This is a genomic window from Helicobacter pylori, assembly GCF_001653455.1.
Classification (GTDB): Bacteria; Campylobacterota; Campylobacteria; order Campylobacterales; family Helicobacteraceae; genus Helicobacter; species Helicobacter pylori_A.
Genome location: NZ_CP011486.1, coordinates 234,656 through 253,340, shown reverse-complemented (window position 1 = coordinate 253,340; position 18,685 = coordinate 234,656). Strand labels below are relative to the sequence as shown.

20 protein-coding genes are annotated in these 18,685 nt (G+C 38.8%); 13 read left to right on the top strand and 7 right to left on the bottom strand.

Annotation, left to right across the window (positions count from 1 at the left end; all coding sequences use genetic code 11):
- Positions 1-74 precede the first annotated feature (74 nt).
- The 3 genes from AA977_RS01210 to AA977_RS01200 are packed head-to-tail and all read right to left on the bottom strand — an operon-like array spanning position 75 to position 3,221.
- Positions 75-614, bottom strand: a complete 540-nt coding sequence (locus AA977_RS01210; RefSeq protein WP_064434267.1) for a DUF2393 family protein — start codon at positions 612-614, stop codon at positions 75-77.
- A 6-nt stretch (positions 615-620) separates the two neighbouring features.
- Complete coding sequence (locus AA977_RS01205; protein WP_033751441.1) at positions 621-1,715, bottom strand: prohibitin family protein; 1,095 nt, start codon at positions 1,713-1,715, stop codon at positions 621-623.
- A gap of 21 nt (positions 1,716-1,736) precedes the next feature.
- Positions 1,737-3,221, bottom strand: a complete 1,485-nt coding sequence (locus AA977_RS01200; protein ID WP_064434266.1) for a DEAD/DEAH box helicase — start codon at positions 3,219-3,221, stop codon at positions 1,737-1,739.
- Positions 3,222-3,390: 169 nt separating this feature from the next.
- On the opposite strand from AA977_RS01200, the gene AA977_RS01195 reads away from it, so the two are divergent.
- The 12 genes from AA977_RS01195 (at position 3,391) to AA977_RS01140 (ending at position 13,863) form a co-directional block, all read left to right on the top strand.
- Positions 3,391-4,416 (top strand): flagellar basal body P-ring protein FlgI, encoded by a 1,026-nt coding sequence (locus AA977_RS01195; RefSeq protein WP_064434265.1) that lies wholly within the window; start codon positions 3,391-3,393, stop codon positions 4,414-4,416.
- Positions 4,413-4,730, top strand: coding sequence for a hypothetical protein (locus tag AA977_RS01190; RefSeq protein ID WP_064434264.1), 318 nt, complete (start codon positions 4,413-4,415; stop codon positions 4,728-4,730). Before AA977_RS01195 ends, AA977_RS01190 begins: the two co-directional genes overlap by 4 nt.
- Positions 4,727-5,848, top strand: coding sequence for an acid survival sensor histidine kinase (gene flgS / locus AA977_RS01185; RefSeq protein WP_064434263.1), 1,122 nt, complete (start codon positions 4,727-4,729; stop codon positions 5,846-5,848). Before AA977_RS01190 ends, flgS begins: the two co-directional genes overlap by 4 nt.
- A gap of 398 nt (positions 5,849-6,246) precedes the next feature.
- Complete coding sequence (gene dps / locus AA977_RS01180) at positions 6,247-6,681, top strand: DNA starvation/stationary phase protection protein (protein ID WP_020971924.1); 435 nt, start codon at positions 6,247-6,249, stop codon at positions 6,679-6,681.
- A 19-nt stretch (positions 6,682-6,700) separates the two neighbouring features.
- Positions 6,701-6,985 carry a DUF2018 family protein gene (locus AA977_RS01175; protein WP_064434262.1) on the top strand — a complete coding sequence of 95 codons (285 nt, stop codon included), beginning with the start codon at positions 6,701-6,703 and terminating at the stop codon, positions 6,983-6,985.
- Positions 6,978-7,373, top strand: coding sequence for a hypothetical protein (locus AA977_RS01170; protein ID WP_064434261.1), 396 nt, complete (start codon positions 6,978-6,980; stop codon positions 7,371-7,373). Before AA977_RS01175 ends, AA977_RS01170 begins: the two co-directional genes overlap by 8 nt.
- Positions 7,374-7,381: 8 nt before the next feature.
- Complete coding sequence (locus AA977_RS01165) at positions 7,382-8,305, top strand: polyprenyl synthetase family protein (protein ID WP_064434260.1); 924 nt, start codon at positions 7,382-7,384, stop codon at positions 8,303-8,305.
- Complete coding sequence (gene hemA, locus AA977_RS01160) at positions 8,305-9,648, top strand: glutamyl-tRNA reductase (RefSeq protein WP_064434259.1); 1,344 nt, start codon at positions 8,305-8,307, stop codon at positions 9,646-9,648. Before AA977_RS01165 ends, hemA begins: the two co-directional genes overlap by 1 nt.
- Before the next feature lie 3 nt (positions 9,649-9,651).
- Positions 9,652-11,385 carry a proline--tRNA ligase gene (proS, locus tag AA977_RS01155; RefSeq protein ID WP_064434258.1) on the top strand — a complete coding sequence of 578 codons (1,734 nt, stop codon included), beginning with the start codon at positions 9,652-9,654 and terminating at the stop codon, positions 11,383-11,385.
- Between the two features lie 10 nt (positions 11,386-11,395).
- Positions 11,396-12,316 carry a hydroxymethylbilane synthase gene (gene hemC, locus AA977_RS01150; RefSeq protein WP_064434257.1) on the top strand — a complete coding sequence of 307 codons (921 nt, stop codon included), beginning with the start codon at positions 11,396-11,398 and terminating at the stop codon, positions 12,314-12,316.
- Entirely contained in the window at positions 12,316-12,684 is a 369-nt protein-coding gene (locus AA977_RS01145; protein ID WP_064434256.1) for a c-type cytochrome, read from the top strand. The genes hemC and AA977_RS01145 overlap by 1 nt, the downstream gene beginning before the upstream one ends.
- Positions 12,685-12,795: 111 nt before the next feature.
- Positions 12,796-13,863, top strand: coding sequence for a tetratricopeptide repeat protein (locus AA977_RS01140; RefSeq protein WP_064434255.1), 1,068 nt, complete (start codon positions 12,796-12,798; stop codon positions 13,861-13,863).
- 622 nt (positions 13,864-14,485) lie between these two features.
- On the opposite strand, the gene AA977_RS01135 is transcribed toward AA977_RS01140, so the two are convergent.
- Genes AA977_RS01135 through dsbK form a run of 4 tightly spaced genes read right to left on the bottom strand, consistent with a single transcriptional unit; the run spans position 14,486 to position 17,670 of the window.
- On the bottom strand, positions 14,486-15,016 hold the full coding sequence (locus AA977_RS01135; protein WP_064434254.1) for a hypothetical protein: 531 nt from the start codon (positions 15,014-15,016) through the stop codon (positions 14,486-14,488).
- Positions 15,016-16,188, bottom strand: coding sequence for a glutathionylspermidine synthase family protein (locus AA977_RS01130; protein WP_064434253.1), 1,173 nt, complete (start codon positions 16,186-16,188; stop codon positions 15,016-15,018). The genes AA977_RS01135 and AA977_RS01130 overlap by 1 nt, the downstream gene beginning before the upstream one ends.
- A gap of 24 nt (positions 16,189-16,212) precedes the next feature.
- Complete coding sequence (locus AA977_RS01125) at positions 16,213-16,863, bottom strand: UPF0323 family lipoprotein (protein ID WP_064434252.1); 651 nt, start codon at positions 16,861-16,863, stop codon at positions 16,213-16,215.
- Between the two features lie 15 nt (positions 16,864-16,878).
- Positions 16,879-17,670, bottom strand: a complete 792-nt coding sequence (gene dsbK, locus AA977_RS01120; protein WP_064434251.1) for a protein disulfide-isomerase DsbK — start codon at positions 17,668-17,670, stop codon at positions 16,879-16,881.
- A 105-nt stretch (positions 17,671-17,775) separates the two neighbouring features.
- On the opposite strand from dsbK, the gene kdsB reads away from it, so the two are divergent.
- Complete coding sequence (kdsB, locus tag AA977_RS01115) at positions 17,776-18,507, top strand: 3-deoxy-manno-octulosonate cytidylyltransferase (protein ID WP_064434250.1); 732 nt, start codon at positions 17,776-17,778, stop codon at positions 18,505-18,507.
- Positions 18,508-18,685: the final 178 nt, after the last annotated feature.

Here is an 18,685-nt window from a genome sequence, read left to right as displayed (position 1 = left end):
ATAAAGTAAAAATTTTTAAATATCTTTAAAAATAAATTTAGCCAATAGTTTAAAAGCGTTTTAATGAAAGTATTTTATAAACAAAACGAAGAAACTTGATAAGAGGCTGTTTTTGAATAAGGGTAATTGTCAATAAAGAATGAAAACACCTTGGATTCTTTGGGTAAAATCTTCTCTTTAAAAGTTTTTTCATAGCTTTTTTTGACAAAGAGTTTAAAAGCCCGCTCTTCAACAAAATTATGAGGGTTTTTAAGAACTTCTAGGCGTAAAAAGCATTTGTTTAAACTGAATTTGGAAATGTTTTTGACTTCTACTTGCAAGGAAAAAGCGTTGCTGTAATTTAAAGGGTTAGCGTGCAAGATGCGTGTTTCTATGGGGTAAATCGCTTGAGTGAGTAAGAATTTTAAGACAAAAGGCATGCTTAAAAACGTGCTTAAAAAAGTTGCTGCCGCTATATAACTAGCTAAGCGGTTTCTCAAAAGCAAAGCCAAAAGGAGCAAAATCGCGCAAAAAAGGATTAAAACGCTCGCTATTAAAACGCTAATTAGAGTCGCTTGGCTTAAAAAACCCTTAAAAGATTCCAAAAAAGCTTGGACAAAGGCAAGAGACGCCATGCGTTTTTAAGGCTCTTTACTCTCGGCGATACTAGATTTAACCTTACTTTTAGTGTCAATCCAAATATTAGGCACAGCCCCACCTGGAGTGAGCATGATCTGGGCGTTATTGTTCGTTTTTAACGCTTCATTAAACTGGCCTTGAACTTCAATCTGACGCAATCTCAAAAGCTTGTCGCTCAAACTCTGTGAAATGCTTAAATTGGCTTGAGATTTTGCCTTAGCTTCAATCACGATCGCATCCGCTACGCCCTGAGCCTTAATCCTGTTAGCGTCCGCCTCCCCTTTAGCTAAAGCGGCTTGTTTTTGGGCTTCTTGCTTGGAGCGTTCCACCTCGTATTTCACCCTCTCTGATTCTTGGCGCGCGATTTGGACTTTTTCAATTTGCTCTTTAATCTTAGCGGGCAAAACGATTTCCCTCAATTGGATAGAGCTTAATTCCACAGGGGTGTTAGGGAGTTTAGAGACTTCTTTATTGATACCGCTATTGATAAGAGCGGCGATCTCGTTGCGCTTAATGGGTAAATCTTCAGCCGGATAGCGCCCCACGACAGAGCGCACCACATCGCGCACCACGGGATTGATGATTTTTTGCTCCCAAGACAAGCCATAAGTAGCGATCGTTTGGGGGGTGGTTTGGGGGTTTAGGCGGTATTGGACGGTGAGTTCAATAGAAACGGTCAAACCCCTACTATCCATCACATTAATAGCGTCGTTCCTAAAAATCCCTTGGTTTTTACCGGCCACGCCCATGTCTTCGGTGCGTGAAAAATTGATATTCCTAATCCTGGTATCCACAATGAGAATGTCTTGAATGATAGGCACAAAAAAGTGGATTCCCGGCTGTAAGGGGGTGGGTTCGTATTTCCCAGCGGTGATTTTAATGCCAATTTCTCCTGAGCTAATCACTTCAAAAGGCTTGGCCAAAAAAGCGATAACGCCCAAAAGGACAACAACAACTAAAACCGATATTTTTTTAGAATTAAAAGAATTAGACGGCGGAGTGAAACGCCCCCCATTATTAGATCCGTTAGGCGTGGGGTTATCTGGGGGTCTTTGAGAATTTTTCTTTTTTAAATGTTCGTTCAAATCAATGGGCATGAATTTCCTTTTTTGAATATTTTAATGGCGTTTGGGTTTTTTGGAATAACGATTCGTTTTAGGGTGCTTGTCTTTGTGGTGGTCTTTTTTGAAAGAGTGCGACTGATCAGGCTTGTGCGTTTTTTTGTGAGAGGGTTTTGGCGTTTTTTCTTTAGGGTTTTGAATCGCATCAATCTCTTGCTGGTTCAAGCCAATTTTGCTGGTTTCAAATTGCAAGCTCAAAAGTTTTAACACCAATTGAGAGGGTTCAAAAATTTCGGTGAGCTGTTCATAAAGGCTAATGATCCCTTCAGACACTTTAGCGTCATGCAAGGTTTTGATGATTTGATTTTCGTTAATGGTGGGGATTTCAAAAAGCTCAATCTCTGAATCAATTTCTTTTTGCATGCGTAAAAGCTCTTTGTATTCTAAAGGCGTAACTAGCGTGATCGCCATGCCTTTTTTGCCCGCTCGCCCGGTTCTACCAATGCGATGGATGTAGCTTTCAGTGTTTAGGGGCAAGTGGTAATTGAACACATGGCTTACACCGCTAATGTCTAGCCCACGGCTCGCCACATCCGTAGCCACCAACACATCAGCGTCATTTTTTTTAAACGCCATGATAGAAGCGCGTCGATCCCTTTGATCCATATCCCCATGCAAGGCGGTGCTTTTGTAATTTTTAGAAATAAGGAACTGGTGCAATTCATCGGCCTCTTTTTTAGTACGCGTGAAAACAATGCTTTTTTCAGGCGCTTGGGTGTCTAAAAGGCGCATGATCGCTTCAGATCTTTCATGTTCGTTGATCACATAAAAGCGTTGGGTGATGTCAGTGTTGGTGATATTAGAAGGAGCGATATGGATTTTAATGGGGTTTTCTAAAATCTTATCCGCTAGTCTTTTAATTGGCTCTGGCATCGTGGCTGAAAAAAGCAAGATTTGCGCTTCGCTAGGGAGGTAGTCAAAAATCTCTTCAATATCGTCTAAAAACCCCATATCCAGCATTTCATCGCTTTCATCTAGCACGACCACTTTAGGCACAAATTTATGGATGCGCTCGTTTTTTAAATGATCCAATAATCTTCCTGGCGTGGCGATCATCACTTGAGGGTTTTTCTTAATAAATTCGCATTGTTTTTTAACGCTCTGGCCTCCATACACGCACACGGTTTTAGTCCTGGTGTGTTTGCCTAATTTAAAGATTTCATCGCTAATTTGCATAGCCAATTCTCTAGTGGGCGTGATCACTAATGCTTCTATGGTGTGGTTGTTTTTAAGGTTATTGATGATAGGCAAAGCGAAAGCGGCGGTTTTTCCCGTACCCGTTTGGGCTTGCGCGATAACATCTCTTCCTTGTAAAATAGCCGGAATGGCCTTTTCTTGAATGGGGCTTGGGGAAGTGAAGCCGGCTTCATAAACGGATTTTAAAACCGATTCTTTTAAACCTAAATCATTGAAACTAGGCTTATGGTAGGTGTCATCATCAATTTCTATAGGGAGTTGTGAATCATCATGAATAAATTCCATGGGGGATTGACCTTACTAATTAATTTGAAACTTAAAAGCTAATAAAAGCTTATAATCTTTAGTTTATAAGATTTTTGAGTATAGCATAAAAATGCACTCAATTAGGATTAAAGTTTTTATAAAAGGCTTATGCTAAAATAGTTTTAGTGAAATTTGAGAAAGGGTTTGATTGAAACGGGTGTTTTTGTGGCTTTTTTTTGTATTAGCCTTCCACAAGCTTTTAGCCGAAAAAATAGGCGATATAGCGAGCGTGGTGGGGGTAAGGGATAACCAGCTGATTGGTTATGGGCTTGTGATTGGCTTAAATGGCACAGGGGATAAATCCGGCTCAAAATTCACCATGCAATCCATTTCTAACATGCTAGAGAGCGTGAATGTCAAAATTTCTGCGGATGATATTAAGTCTAAAAATGTCGCTGCAGTGATGATTACAGCCTCCTTACCTCCTTTTGCAAGACAGGGCGATAAAATTGATATTCACATCTCTTCTATCGGCGATGCGAAATCCATCCAAGGGGGGACTTTAGTGATGACCCCTTTAAATGCGGTAGATGGGAATATTTACGCCCTCGCTCAAGGATCAATCACTTCAGGCAATTCCAACAATTTGCTTTCAGCCAATATCATCAATGGGGCAACTATTGAGAGGGAAGTTTCGTATGACTTGTTCCACAAAAACGCCATGGTTTTAAGCTTGAAAAACCCTAATTTTAAAAACGCTATCCAGGTGCAAAACACTCTAAATAGTGTATTTGGTAAAGGGGTAGCTGTCGCACTAGATCCAAAAACCATTCAAATCACTCGCCCGGAGCGTTTTTCTATGGTGGAGTTTTTAGCTTTAGTGCAAGAAATCCCTATCAATTACAGCGCGAAAAATAAGATCATTGTAGATGAAAAATCAGGCACGATCGTTTCAGGAGTGGATATAATTGTGCATCCGATAGTGGTTACTAGCCAAGACATCACGCTTAAAATCACTAAAGAGCCATTAAATAATTCTAAAAACGCACAAGATTTAGACAGCATGTCTTTAGATGCCGCTCACAGCACGCTGAGTTCTAACGGGAAAAATATCACCATTGCTGGGGTGATGAAAGCCTTACAAAAAATTGGCGTGAGCGCTAAAGGGATAGTTTCAATCTTGCAAGCCCTAAAAAAAAGCGGCGCGATTAGCGCTGAAATGGAGATACTATGATAAACAACAATAAAGCCATGCTAGAGCAATACAATATTTCTAAACTAGCGAGTGAAGAGAAATTGAATGCGTTAGCAAAAACTAAAAACGACAAACTCCTCAAAGAGCAAACCGATTCTTTTGAAGCGCTGCTTTTAAAATTCATGCTAGATACCGCCATGAAAATGGATAACCCCTTGTATCCTAAAGCCCCAGGCGATGAGATTTACACCTCTATGTATAAGGACACGCTTTCTAAAGAATTGAGCGGGAATTTTGGTTATAGCGAAATGCTGTTTAATTTCTTAAAAGAGCAAGAAAAACAAAAACCATGAAAAAATCCAAGCGCTTAAAAACCTCTCATCTAAAACGCCATAAAACTTCTTTCAAGGGGTTATTGAAAAAGGAAAATGCGATCCTTTTAGAAAATTTCAAACCCAAAGAGAGCGAAGAATTGTTAGAAAATTTTTCCAACAAAAAAGACATGCAAGAATTATTGGAGCTTTTAAACCAATTTATTTTGCAAAGCTACAAAGTAGAAAAGGAGTTTAAAGATTATAAAGCGCTTTATGAATGGGTCATAGAGATTTTACCGCAAGCCATTTGGGTGATGAATGAAAACGGGAGCTTTTTTTATAAAAATTCTTTAGCCAACCAAAGCCATGAGGTGTTCAATAAGGCTAAATTAGAAAATTTTAACACTGAAATTGAACATGAAAATAAAAGCTATTTAGTCCAGCAGAACAGCATTCAAGGCAAGCAAATCATCACCGCAACCGATATTAGCGCTCAAAAACGCCAAGAACGGCTCGCTTCTATGGGAAAGATCTCAGCGCATTTAGCCCATGAAATCAGAAACCCTGTCGGCTCTATTTCTCTTTTAGCTTCAGTGTTATTAAAGCATGCAAACGAAAAGACTAAGCCCATTGTTGTGGAATTGCAAAAAGCTTTATGGCGTGTAGAAAGAATCATTAAAGCCACTTTGCTTTTTTCCAAAGGCATTCAAGCCAACCGCACCAAGCAAAGTTTAAAAACGCTAGAGAGCGATCTTAAAGAAGCCCTAAATTGCTATACTTACTCCAAAGACATTGATTTTATTTTTCATTTTAGCGATGAAGAAGGGTTTTTTGACTTTGATTTAATGGGGATTGTGTTACAAAACTTCTTGTATAACGCCATTGATGCGATTGAGGCTTTAGAAGAGAGCGAACAGGGGCAGGTGAAGATTAAAGCGTTCATTCAAAATGAATTTATTGTCTTTACCATTATTGATAACGGCAAGGAAGTGGAAAATAAAAGCGCTTTGTTTGAGCCTTTTGAAACCACCAAATTAAAGGGTAATGGCTTAGGGTTAGCCCTATCTTTGCAAGTCGTTAAAGCCCATGAAGGGAGCATTGCACTATTAGAAAATCAAGAAAAAACCTTTGAAATTAAGATCCTTAACGCTTCTTAAGCGATAAATGGATTTCTGTTTTGATCAAACGCTGACAACCAAAACTTTTTATTTTTTACAAAATGGGATTTTAGTTACTTTGTTTATCAATAAAACTCATTTTCTTAAGGGGATAGGGGGACATTTTGCGCTTTAACTCTCCCCCCTAACCCCCAAACCCCCTAACCCCCTAACCCAAGAAGACCGCTTCTTTTAAGAAGTTATCACTTGACTAGCGTCAAGCTCCTTACTCTTTGATTTTAAAAAATGCTTTTGAGCCTTTTTTTAAAATTCTATTATCAATATTCAACAAAAATAAGATCAAAAAAATGTTTCATTAACTCTTTTGGTGTAGGATAGCGTTCAAGGTTTTTATGAAACATAAAAACCTAAGTTAAATTTAAAAAAAAGGACTTTTGATGAAAACATTTGAAATTTTAAAACATTTGCAAGCGGACGCTATCGTATTGTTTATGAAAGTGCATAACTTCCATTGGAATGTCAAAGGCACTGATTTTTTCAATGTGCATAAAGCCACTGAAGAAATTTATGAAGAGTTTGCGGACATGTTTGATGATCTCGCTGAAAGGATCGCTCAATTAGGACACCACCCCTTGGTAACTTTATCTGAAGCACTCAAACTCACTCGTGTTAAAGAAGAAACTAAAACAAGTTTCCATTCTAAAGATATCTTCAAAGAAATTCTAGACGATTACAAACACCTAGAAAAAGAATTTAAAGAGCTCTCTAACACCGCTGAAAAAGAAGGCGATAAAGTCACCGTAACTTACGCTGATGATCAATTAGCCAAGTTGCAAAAATCCATTTGGATGCTGCAAGCCCATTTGGCTTAAGCCGACAAAAGAAGCCAGCATGAGGGATTATAGCGAGCTTGAAATCTTTGAGGGAAACCCCTTAGACAAGTGGAATGACATTGTCTTTCATGCGAGCAGAAAGCTTTCTAAAAAAGAGCTAGAAAGGCTTTTAGAGCTTTTGGCTCTTTTAGAAACTTTTATAGAAAAAGAAAACTTAGAAGAAAAGTTTGAATCTTTTGCTAAAGCGTTGAAAATTGATGAAGCGTTGCAAGAAACAATAGAGGGCAAAAAAACGGACTTTGCGATCCAATCCATGGCGAATATTCTTAGTGGGAATGAATGAGCTTATCCGCTATGGCTTGATATTTCTTGTTTTTTTAAAAGCGTTTGGGCTTGATTATGGGATAGATAAAACGCTAGAATTAAAAAAAGATGAAGCGTTTAGGGCGGTTATTAAAGACATTTCAAACCAACAAACCAAAGAAATAACGCTCTATTGGACGCTATATGCAAATAAAGGTTTAGTCATTAACATGCGTTTTAACCATTTCCCTTACCAGTTTGTTTTATACACCGATTACGCAAGAAATACCTACAATCTCAAGGTTTTTGGAGAAAAATTTTCTTCTAACAGCACCTTATCGCTTGTGTTTAAAGACTTTAAAGAAGATAAAGCCACTTTAAGGCTTTTAGCCCCCATGCCCCTTGTTTTTTCCCCTAAAGAGCCTTAAGGAATTGCATGCAAGAACAACAACTTCAAGCCATTCAAAATAAAATTACTTCTTGGATCAAAGAAATAGAAAGCGGCTTTATAGATGCATTGTTTTCTAAGATTGGCCCTTCAAAGATGCTGCGCTCCAAACTCATGCTCGCTTTATTGGATACAAAAACAGACGCTATGATTTTGGATCAAGCACTCAATTTGTGCGCGATTGTAGAAATGATACAAACCGCTTCTTTATTGCATGATGATGTGATTGATAAGGCGACCATGCGCCGAAAGCTCCCCAGCATTAACGCTCTTTTTGGTAATTTTAACGCTGTGATGCTTGGGGATGTGTTTTATTCTAAAGCCTTTTTTGAATTATCTAAAATGGAGGATTTAATCGCTCAAACCCTCTCTAATGCGGTTTTAAGGCTTTCTAGAGGCGAGATTGAAGATGTGTTTGTGGGGGAAAGTTTTAATAGCGACAAACAAAAATACTGGCGTATTTTAGAAGACAAGACCGCGCATTTTATAGAAGCGAGTTTGAAAAGCATGGCGATTCTTTTGAATAAAGATGCAAAAATTTATGCAGATTTTGGATTGAATTTTGGCATGGCGTTTCAAATCATTGATGATTTATTGGATATTACTCAAGATGCAACAACTCTGGGCAAGCCCAATTTTAGCGATTTTAAAGAAGGCAAGACCACTCTACCCTACTTGCTTTTATACGAAAAACTCAATGAGAATGAGCAAGGGCTTTTAATTTCCTATTTCAAACAAGATAGCGATGAAATCATAGAATGGACTAAGGAAAAATTCAAGCAATATGCTATCATAGAAGAAACCCTTAAGATCGCTCAAGTTTATTCTAACAAAGCCCTTGAAGCCATTAAAGGGGAAAACAATTTGATTTTAGAAAAACTAGCGCAAGATGTCATTTATAGGACTTTTTAATGGAGTTAGAAACCACAAAATATTTCACCCTAGCCTTTACGCATAAAAGCATGAGTTTAGAAATGCGAGAAAAACTCGCTATCAATTCGCCCGCAACGCTTAAAGAATTTTTACAAACCATCAAAAATCATTGCCCTAATATCAAAGAATGCATGGTCTTATCCACTTGCAATCGCTTTGAAATCTATGCGAGCTTGAAGCACAACGCTCACGCTAATGAACAAAAAAACGCCTTATTAAAAATCCTAGCCCACAATAAAAAAATGAGCGTGTCTGATTTAGAAAAATGCGTTTTAATGAATACCAATGAAAGTGCAGTCCATCATGTCTTTAGCGTGTGCAGCAGTTTGGATAGTCTAGTAGTGGGGGAAACTCAAATCACAGGGCAAATGAAAAACGCCTATAAATTCGCTTTTGAAGAGAAATTTTGCTCCAAAGATTTAACCCGATTGCTCCATTTTGCTTTCAAATGCGCCGCTAAAGTGCGGAATTTAACCGGCATTTCCAAGCAAGGCGTCTCCATCTCTTCAGTGGCGGTCAAAGAAGCGCTGAGTATTTTTGAAAAAGAAAAGATTAAGGATAAAAAAGCCCTTGTGATAGGGCTTGGCGAGATGTCTCAATTGGTCATCAAACACCTTTTGAATAAGCAATTTGAAGTGTTGGTTTTAGGGCGTAATGCGGCTAAATTTGAAGATTTTGTCAAAGAATTAGAAGAGCCTAAAAAAGTGGGCTTTCAAAACATAGAAAATTTAAACGCTCATATCAATGCATACGAATTGCTTTTTTGCGCCACTTCTTCGCCAAACTTTATCGTGCAAAATTCCATGGTAAAAGAAACGATTTTCAGGCGTTTTTGGTTTGATTTAGCCGTGCCACGAAATATTGAAAAGCCAATATTCAATAATATTTTTTTATACAGCGTTGATGATTTAGAGCCTATGGTGAGAGAAAATGTGGAAAACAGGCAAGAGAGCCGGACAAAAGCTTATGAAATTGTAGGGCTTGCTACAATGGAATTTTACCAATGGATCCAAAGTTTAGAAGTAGAGCCTTTGATTAAAGATTTAAGGGAATTAGCTAGGATTTCAGCCCAAAAGGAATTGCAAAAAGCGCTCAAAAAACGCTATGTGCCTAAAGAATATGAAAGCAATATTGAAAAGATCTTGCACAATGCGTTCAACACTTTTTTGCACCATCCTACCATCGCTTTAAAAAAGAACGCCCAAAAAGAAGAATCCGATGTGCTTGTGGGCGCGATTAAAAACTTGTTTAATTTAGACAAATCCAGCGCTCATCATGCTCAAAATTTGAATCTCTATAAATGCGAATATTACGAGGAATAAAACATGCTATTTTCAAAACTCTTTGCCCCCACTCTCAAAGAACCCCCTAAAGATGCCGTGCTAAAAAGCCATAAGCACCTAGCTCAAGCAGGATACATTTATCAAATAGGCAGCGGGATCTATAATTTTTTGCCTTTGGCTAAAAAAGTGTTGGATAAAATAGAAAATATCACACACAAACGCATGCAAGAGCATGGGGCGCAAAATATTTTAATGAGTTTTGTAGTTTTAGCGAGTTTGTGGGAAAAATCAGGCCGTTTGGATAAATATGGTAAAGAATTGTTGGTCTTTAAAGACCGAAAGGACAACGATTTTGTTTTAAGCCCCACTTTAGAAGAAAATATTACCGAGATTGCCGCTAATTTCATTAAAAGCTACAAGCAATTGCCCGTGCACCTCTATCAAATCCACACGAAATTCCGTGATGAAATCCGCCCACGATTCGGGCTAGTGAGAGCGAGAGAATTTATCATGAAAGATGGTTATAGCTTTCATGAAGACGCTGAGAGCTTGGATAAGGAATTTTTAAACACGCAAAGCGCTTATAAAGAAATTTTAAGCGATTTGGGTTTGGATTTTCGCATTGTGGAAGCGGATAGCGGGGCGATTGGGGGGAATAAGAGTAAGGAGTTTGTCGTTCTAACAGAATGTGGGGAAGACACGATTGTGGTGTGTCAAAATTGCGATTATGCAGCCAATATTGAAATCGCTCAACGCTCTAAAAGACCTGAGCCTTTAAATATCCCCAAAGCGCAATTAGCGAAATTCCCTACCCCCAATACCACAAGTGCACAGAGCGTGGCGGAGTTTTTTAAAACAGAGCCTTATTTTGTCTTAAAAGCGGTTGTTAAAAAAGTGATCCATAAAGATAAAGAAACGCTAGCGTGCTTTTTTACTAGGGGCGATGATAATTTAGAAGAGACTAAAGCCTTGAACGCTTTGAATGCTTTAGGGGCGAACGCTTTAGAATTAAAAGAAGCCAGTCAAGAAGATTTGAATCAAGCAGGGTTAGTGGCAGGCTTTATTGGGCCTTATGGCTTGAGAAAGCATGTTTCTTATATTATTTTTGACAAAGATTTAGAAGAGGGCGATTGTTTGATAGCCGGGGCCAATGAAAAGGATTTTCATGCGGTGGGCGTGGATTTAAAAGGGTTTGAAAACCTTATTTATGCGGATATTATCCAGGTTAAAGAGAGCGATTGTTGCCCTAATTGTCAAGGAGCGTTGAAATACCATAAAAGTTTGGAAGTGGGGCATATTTTTAAACTCGGTCAAGGCTATGCTAAAAGCTTGAAGGCTAGTTTTTTGGATAAGAATGGTAAGGAGCAATTTTTTGAAATGGGGTGCTATGGGATAGGCATTAGCCGGTTGCTCAGCGCGATTTTAGAGCAAAAAAGCGATGATTTAGGCTGTGTATGGACGAAAAATACCGCCCCTTTTGATGTGGTGATCGTGGTTTCTAACCTAAAAGATGAAGCGCAAAAAAAACTCGCTTTTGAAGTGTATGAAAGGCTGCTTCAAAAAGGCGTTGATGTGTTGTTAGACGACAGAGACGCACGTTTTGGAGCAAAGATGAGGGATTTTGAATTGATTGGGGAAAGATTGGCGCTGATTGTTGGGAAGCAAACTTTAGAGAGTAGGGAATTTGAATGCATCAAGCGCGCTAATTTAGAAAAACAAACGCTTAAAGATACAGAGTTAGAAGAAAAAATTTTAGAAATATTAGAGAGCGAATAAGGGGGAGAAAGTGGGAAAATTGGTGATTGGCTCTAGGGGGAGCGAACTGGCTTTATGGCAAGCGAACTACATTAAAGAACGCCTGAAAAAAGAATGCTTTATAGAAAGCGAGATTCAAATCGTTAAAACCACAGGCGATAAGATTTTAGATGCGCCTTTAAATAAGATTGGCGGTAAGGGGCTATTCACTAAAGAATTAGAAGAATTGCTTTTAAAAGGCGCCATTGATTTGGCGGTGCATTCTTTAAAAGATGTGCCGGTCGTGTTTGAAAAAGGGTTAGATTTAGCTTGCATCACTCAAAGGGCTGATGTGAGAGACACTTTTTTGAGCGCTCAATTCCCTGATTTGATGAGCTTGCCTAAAGGTGCAAAAGTAGGCACGACTTCTTTAAGGCGCTCCATGCAACTCAAATGCAAACGAAAAGATCTAGACACAGAAAGCTTAAGGGGGAATGTCCAAACCCGTTTGAAAAAGCTTGAACGCGGCGAATTTGACGCTATCATTTTGGCTGAAGCCGGATTGCGCCGCCTAAACATTCAAGGGGCGAAATACCGCAAGGCTTTTAGCACAGAAGAAATGATTCCTAGCATGGGTCAAGGGGCTTTAGGGGTAGAAATGCTTAAAAGCCACAAGCATTTTGCCACGCTTCAAAAACTCAATGACGAAAAAAGCGCGTTTTGCTGCCATTTAGAAAGAGAATTTATCAAAGGGCTTAATGGGGGGTGTCAAATCCCTATAGGCGTGCATGCGAGTTTAATGGGCGAAAAAGTTAAAATCCAAGCCATTTTGGGCCTGCCTAATGGCGAAGAGGTCATTACTAAAGAAAAACAAGGGGATAAAAACAAGGCGTTTGATTTAGTTCAAGAGCTTTTAGAAGCCTTTTTGCAAAGCGGGGCGAGAGAGATTTTAGAAAAGGCGCAATTGTTTTAATGCGTTTTGTGGTTGCGCTAGTTTTGTTGGGGTGGTTAAGTTTGGATGCTAAAGAAACGGATTTTATCTCTGATTTTGAATACGGGCTAGCGCTTTATAAAAACCCTAGGGGCGTTGCGTGCGCGAAATGCCATGGCATTAAGGGCGAAAAGCAAGAAATCACCTCCTATTATGAAAAAGGCGAGAAAAAAATCCTCTACGCCCCTAAAATCAACCATTTGGATTTTAAAACCTTTAAAGACGCTTTGAGTTTGGGCAAAGGCATGATGCCTAAATACAACCTGAATTTAGAAGAAATCCAAGCGATTTATCTTTATATCACCTCTTTAGAGCATAAAGAAGAGCATAAGAATCTCCCTAAGCCTTAGCAAAAGCGCTTGATTTATGCTAGAATAAGGCGTTATATTTTGTTTTTAATTTGTTATTTAAAAAGTCTGATGGAGCGCTCTCAAGGATTAAAATTATAAAAGAAGGCAAAAATGAATATCAAAATTTTAAAAGTATTAGTTGGGGGATTGCTTTTTTGGATCTTGCAAGCTCATTTGTGGGCAAAACAAGACAATAGTTTTCTGGGGATTGGTGAAAGAGCCTATAAAAGCGGGAATTATTCTAAAGCAGCGTCTAATTTTAAGAAAGCATGCAACGATGGGGTGAGTGAGGGTTGCACGCAATTAGGGATTATTTATGAAAACGGGCAAGGCACTAAAATAGATTATAAAAAAGCCTTAGAATATTATAAAATCGCATGCCAAGCTGACGACAGGGAGGGGTGTTTTGGTTTAGGGGGGCTTTATGATGAGGGGTTGGGCGTGTCTCAAAATTATCAAGAAGCTATTGACGCTTACGCTAAGGCATGCGTTTTAAAACACCCTGAAAGCTGCTATAGTTTGGGCATCATTTATGATCGAAAAATCAAAGGCAATGCCGCTCAAGCGGTTACTTACTATCAAAAAAGCTGTAATTTTGATGTGGCTAAGGGGTGTTATGTGCTAGGCGTGGCTTATGAAAAAGGTTTTTTAGAAGTTAAGCAAAGCAACCATAAAGCCGTTATCTATTATTTGAAAGCATGCCGATTGAATGAGGGGCAGGCTTGTCGCGCGTTAGGCACTTTGTTTGAAACGGGCGATGCAGGACTTGATGAAGATTTTGAAGTGGCGTTTGATTATTTGCAAAAAGCTTGCGGGTTAAACAACTCTGATGGTTGTGCGAGTTTAGGCTCTATGTATATGTTAGGGAGATATGTCAAAAAAGATCCCCACAAGGCTTTCAATTATTTCAAACAAGCATGCGATATGGGGAGCGCGGTGAGTTGCTCCAGAATGGGCTTTATGTATTCTCAAGGGGACTCTGTTCCAAAAGACTTGAGAAAAGCCCTTGACAATTATGAAAGAGGTTGCGATATGGGCGATGAATTGGGTTGCTTCGCTCTAGCGGGCATGTATTACAACATGAAAGACAAAGAAAACGCTATCATGATTTATGACAAGGGCTGTAAATTGGGCATGAAACAAGCATGCGAGAATTTGACTAAACTTAGGGGTTATTAAAATTTTAATCCCCCCCTAAATCGTCATCTTGTTTAATTCAAAACTTTTCAAAGATTTAAAAAGGCTTTGTTTTAAAAACCCAAGCAGAAAGCCCAAATACCTTTAGTGTTTGTGATGAACGCTGCTAATTTATAATATTCTCATGCATTCGTATTCTACGGCAAGAAAGAAGTTACGCCTTTAAAGATATGATGCGTGAGAGAATGCGTTAGAGATCAAACTCTGTAAAATCCCTATTATAAGGACACAAAGTGAAAACTAAACTCTCCCCAAGCATCAGCCTAGGAAAAAAGCCCAAATATCTTTAGTGTTGCTTTACTCCCATATAATAAGCTTTTATTCAGCATTAACAACTCTTTAATCTTTTTAAAATTTTGTTTTATGGTAAAACGCTTAAGGGGGATAGGGGTATTTGTAATTCTCTCTCTAACCCCCAACTAAATCCAACTAAACTCCCCAAAGAAGCGCCTTAGAAGAAATTACCACTTGCTTTGTGCAAACTCTTTTATTTTGATTGTAATAATTTTGAACGATAAAGAAACAGCGTTAGGCAGTAAAAATGCTAAAAATATTTTTTAGATTTTACAAAAACCAACTAAAACAAAGATAGTATTTTTAAACCCTACAAAGACCAATAAAGCGCTATTGAAAACACAACGCCCCCTATCAAAACGCTTATAAACATGCGTTTAGTGTCTTGAAACGCTACCATTAAAAACGCGCTCAAATAAAACAACAACAAAAACACGCAAAAAATCCCCACAAGCGCCTTAAACACGATGCCCACCTTAGCCTTATGCAGCATGATGAGCGCCCCTAAAAAGCCTCTTTCAATGGTTTTGATTTTTGTTTGAGCGCCTTTTGTTTCAAGGCTAATTTCATACAAAGGCGTGCCGATAGCTAACGCTCCCCTATACTCTCTAGGCTCTATCTTTTTAGGCATAGCGATATGATTTTCTTTTATAAAATCTTTTAAAAAATCCAGCCGTTCTTCTTTTTTTAAAGATTTTTCTAAAACCCATTTTTTGATGTTAGCGCCAGTGTCTTGTCTCACCCCAAAGAGCAATAAAAGCCCACTAACCGCAAAAAGAAGCGCCAAGGGAAAGAAAAAAGTGGTCGCATAAATGTGGAAATAACGCATCATTTTAATCATTATTGCAACCTGTGGCTCACGAATTTAGAAAAATTATCCAAAATTAGCCCCCCCTTTCTAAACCCTAACGCGCAAGATTCATAAGCAAAAAACACATTGGGTTGGTAATACAACCCGTTATGCGAATTGAGTTCGTAAAACTCTTGATAAATGGGCTTGTGGTTAGAATAAACGCCGTCCGTTTTTAAGAGCGATTGCATGGAAGCTTCAAAGATTTCACTATTCGCCCCTTCCCTACCAAAAGCCACTTTTTTGATTTGTTTTTTATTAGTTAAAGGTTCATAGCTCGTTTCTAACAATAAGGGGTGGTTGGGGTATCTGTCCCATAAAAGTTTTAAAAAACGCTTGGATTGGAAAAGGATCGTATAAGCGGGGTTTAAAAAAATCGTGTTTTTATTTTCCATCATGCTTTGCATCAAAAGGGCTAATTCTGGCTCATCAATAGCGATATTTTCCCATGGGATCAATTTGAATAGAAATTCATAATTCAAGCCGTTTTTAAACACGCCCTCTTCTGCATTAAACTCCACCTCATCAATATAAGAAAAATCCGTTTCAAACCCCACGCTTTGAGCGGTATCTTGCAAAAAACGCATGGTGCGCTCTTCTTCAATATTCCCCCTAACGCTTGAAAAAAGGATTTTCCATCCCTCATACATTTCTTCAAAACGGCTCGTGTCTTCGCCCAAAGTTACCATGCGTTTAAAATTCTCGCCAAGCGCTTCATAGAGATTATTGAATTGTTTGTTTTCATCATAGCCATTGGCTTTGAGTAACGCCCATTGGATCACTGCAGTTTCATAAAGCATGGTGGGGGTATCAGCGTTAAATTCTAATAATTTAATGGGCTTGCCATCAAGCCCCCCAGCCAAATCAAAACGCCCATAAATATGCCAATGCACTTCTTCTTCAAAACTCTGTTTGATCATAGGAATGAGCGCATTAGGAATATCCAATTCAAAAAAGCGTTCATTCTTAATAACCTCTTCAGCCGTTTCTACAAACATGTCATAAAGCTCATTGCAAGCGTCATAATAAGCGTCCGCTTCTTTTTGAGAAACGACCACCATTTCATCAGCGATATAAGCCGATGTATCGTCATTAGTGTGCCAATCTAAGCCAATTTCTTCTAAGATCTTATTGTCTAAAGGTTTTAAAGGAATCACTTGCATCTTTTAGCCTTTGAATAGATTAAATTATGAGATAAAGCCCCTTGTCCCAGAGCTTACCGCCGGCGAACTTGTAGGCCTATTAGAGCCAAAAAACCCGCTCTGTCCCTTACTCGCCCCACCCATGCCTGAAGCGCTAGGCACGCTTTTAGAAAAGGAATTTTGAGAGCGTTGGTAAGCTTGTGGGGATTTGTAGGTCCGTTGGGCGTTTTGCTGGTAATTGGGGTTATTGAAAAGCTTGTTACCAATATAACTCCCTAAAATCGCCCCCGCCGCGCTCCCTAAAATCGCGCTCCCCAAGCCAAAGCCTGAGCTTTCATTACTCCCTCCCCCATTATTGGGCTGGATGAGTTTGCTCGTGCCGTTATCAATCTTAGCTTCTTCTTCTTTGATGAGCTTTTGAATCTCTTCATTGCTCAGCACGCGCTCATTGCCTTGCAAATCGCGCACCACAATGTGGGTTCTTGAGCTAGGGTATTCTTCAACAACCTTGTAAGATTTATCCTTTTGCTCTTCTAAAATCACAAACGCCCCTTTTTGAACGCTTTGACTTAAATGGCTTTGCTCTTTGGGTTTGTCATCGGCATTGCTCTTACACCCCACGATGCTCACCATCACTAATGCACTCAAGCCACCCACGATCGCATAATCAGAAATCTTCCTGTAGGGTTTTTTCATGAGAATAGCCTTATACTATGCCTTATAATGGTATAAGAAAGGCACGCCCTTAATCACGCCCGATTCAAAAATCTTTTTCGTGATATTTTCCACTTTAGTGCGTAAATCTTCAGGCTCTTTTTGGGCGTTAATATCGTATTGGGTGGAATAAATCTTTTCAAGAATAGAGATTTTATCTTCCACGCTCGCTCCCCTAGCCCTAGCTTTCGCCATTTCTTCTTGAACCAAAGCCGCTTTTTTAGCCGAATTGACTCCAAGCCACCCCACTACAACCATTCTTACAGTGTTTTCTTTCAGGTGATCTCTCAACTTAGTAAGCTCTTTTTGGCAATGCGGACACATGGGGTCAGAGACAATATAAAGGATCTTATCCTTATTCTCAGCGTTAGTAGAGGGCAACTCTATCACATAATCAGCCGGCACTTCATCAAAAATAGCGTTCAACTTCGCGCTATTTTGCTGGGTGGTGTTAAGGGCTAGGATCTTTTGATTGGTCTCTGTGAGCAACTTCACATCATCGCTATTATTGCTAAAAAAGATACCGCTAAGCCCTATGACTAAATTACCATCTTTGCTCACTACAAGCGGGATATTGTATTTAGTGTCCGGATCTTCTACTACGACCATTTTCAAATCCTGGCTGGATTTCAAAGGTTTGACCTCCAAAATACGCACCTTTTTATTGGTTTGTTTTTCAATCACCTTAACTAAATTGTCTTGCATTTGTTTATTAGATGCTGGGTTTTTAGGGGCTGCCCCTAAACTCACAAGAAGTAATGTGCTCAACACGCTCGCTCTTAATATCATTAAAAACTCCTAAAGTTCAATAGTCTCAATCCCTATAATAAAAGGAATAAGCTTGTTAAATGGGTATAATACCATAAAAATCCCCTATTTTATAAGGCTTAAAAGATGATTATCATTCCTGCTAGATTAAAATCCAGTCGTTTTGAAAATAAAGTGCTAGAAGATATTTTTGGCATGCCTATGGTGGTCCGTTGCGCTAAAAACGCGAGTTTGGTTGATGAATGCATAGTCGCTTGCGATGATGAAAGCATCATGAAAGCGTGTCAAAAATCCCGCATTAAAGCGGTAATGACCTCCAAGCACCACAATAGCGGCACGGAGCGCTGTTTGGAAGCGGCTCAAATTTTAGGGTTAAAAAACGATGAAAGGGTTTTAAACTTGCAAGGCGATGAGCCTTTTTTAGAAAAAGAAGTCATTACAGCGTTGTTAGAAGCCACTCAAAACGCCCCTTTCATGGCGACTTGCGCTAAAGTCATTGATGAAGAAAAAGCCAAAAACCCTAATTTAGTCAAGGTGGTTTTAGGCCATCAAAATAACGCTTTGTATTTTTCGCGCTCCCTTATCCCCTTTTTACGAGATGCTGATGTGAAACGCCAAACGCCCCTTTTAGGGCATATTGGTATTTACGGGTTTCATAGTAGAGAGATTTTAGAAGAATTATGCTCCTTAAAGCCATGCATTTTAGAGGATATAGAAAAATTAGAGCAATTGAGGGCTTTGTATTATCAAAAAAATATTGCAGTGGAAATCGTTCAAAGTGAAAGCGTGGGCATTGACACGAAAGAAGATTTGCAAAACGCTTTGAAAATTTTTAGTTCTACTCTCATTGAGCAATGAAACCTTAAAATATTCAAAGCATTTTTCACTATCAAAAACCTTTTTTAAAATCTAAAAAAAGCAAAATTTATTAATTCTCGCTCAGTTTTATTAAAAATTTAGTAAATTTATGGCACAATTTAAACGCATTGTAAATAAAGTTTCAATTTGACACGATTTTACAAACAAAACATTACTT

What these genes read in the sequence shown, in the direction of transcription:
- AA977_RS01190 (WP_064434264.1), top strand. Translation starts at nt 4,413, where the DNA reads ATGATAAACAACAATAAAGCCATGCTAGAGCAATACAATATTTCTAAA.
- AA977_RS01175 (WP_064434262.1), top strand. Translation starts at nt 6,701, where the DNA reads ATGAGGGATTATAGCGAGCTTGAAATCTTTGAGGGAAACCCCTTAGAC.
- dps (WP_020971924.1), top strand. Translation starts at nt 6,247, where the DNA reads ATGAAAACATTTGAAATTTTAAAACATTTGCAAGCGGACGCTATCGTA.
- AA977_RS01205 (WP_033751441.1), bottom strand. Translation starts at nt 1,715, where the DNA reads ATGCCCATTGATTTGAACGAACATTTAAAAAAGAAAAATTCTCAAAGA.
- dsbK (WP_064434251.1), bottom strand. Translation starts at nt 17,670, where the DNA reads ATGATATTAAGAGCGAGCGTGTTGAGCACATTACTTCTTGTGAGTTTA.
- kdsB (WP_064434250.1), top strand. Translation starts at nt 17,776, where the DNA reads ATGATTATCATTCCTGCTAGATTAAAATCCAGTCGTTTTGAAAATAAA.
- AA977_RS01135 (WP_064434254.1), bottom strand. Translation starts at nt 15,016, where the DNA reads ATGATTAAAATGATGCGTTATTTCCACATTTATGCGACCACTTTTTTC.
- AA977_RS01210 (WP_064434267.1), bottom strand. Translation starts at nt 614, where the DNA reads ATGGCGTCTCTTGCCTTTGTCCAAGCTTTTTTGGAATCTTTTAAGGGT.
- AA977_RS01130 (WP_064434253.1), bottom strand. Translation starts at nt 16,188, where the DNA reads ATGCAAGTGATTCCTTTAAAACCTTTAGACAATAAGATCTTAGAAGAA.
- hemA (WP_064434259.1), top strand. Translation starts at nt 8,305, where the DNA reads ATGGAGTTAGAAACCACAAAATATTTCACCCTAGCCTTTACGCATAAA.
- AA977_RS01145 (WP_064434256.1), top strand. Translation starts at nt 12,316, where the DNA reads ATGCGTTTTGTGGTTGCGCTAGTTTTGTTGGGGTGGTTAAGTTTGGAT.
- AA977_RS01165 (WP_064434260.1), top strand. Translation starts at nt 7,382, where the DNA reads ATGCAAGAACAACAACTTCAAGCCATTCAAAATAAAATTACTTCTTGG.
- AA977_RS01140 (WP_064434255.1), top strand. Translation starts at nt 12,796, where the DNA reads ATGAATATCAAAATTTTAAAAGTATTAGTTGGGGGATTGCTTTTTTGG.
- AA977_RS01125 (WP_064434252.1), bottom strand. Translation starts at nt 16,863, where the DNA reads ATGAAAAAACCCTACAGGAAGATTTCTGATTATGCGATCGTGGGTGGC.
- flgS (WP_064434263.1), top strand. Translation starts at nt 4,727, where the DNA reads ATGAAAAAATCCAAGCGCTTAAAAACCTCTCATCTAAAACGCCATAAA.
- proS (WP_064434258.1), top strand. Translation starts at nt 9,652, where the DNA reads ATGCTATTTTCAAAACTCTTTGCCCCCACTCTCAAAGAACCCCCTAAA.
- AA977_RS01200 (WP_064434266.1), bottom strand. Translation starts at nt 3,221, where the DNA reads ATGGAATTTATTCATGATGATTCACAACTCCCTATAGAAATTGATGAT.
- AA977_RS01170 (WP_064434261.1), top strand. Translation starts at nt 6,978, where the DNA reads ATGAATGAGCTTATCCGCTATGGCTTGATATTTCTTGTTTTTTTAAAA.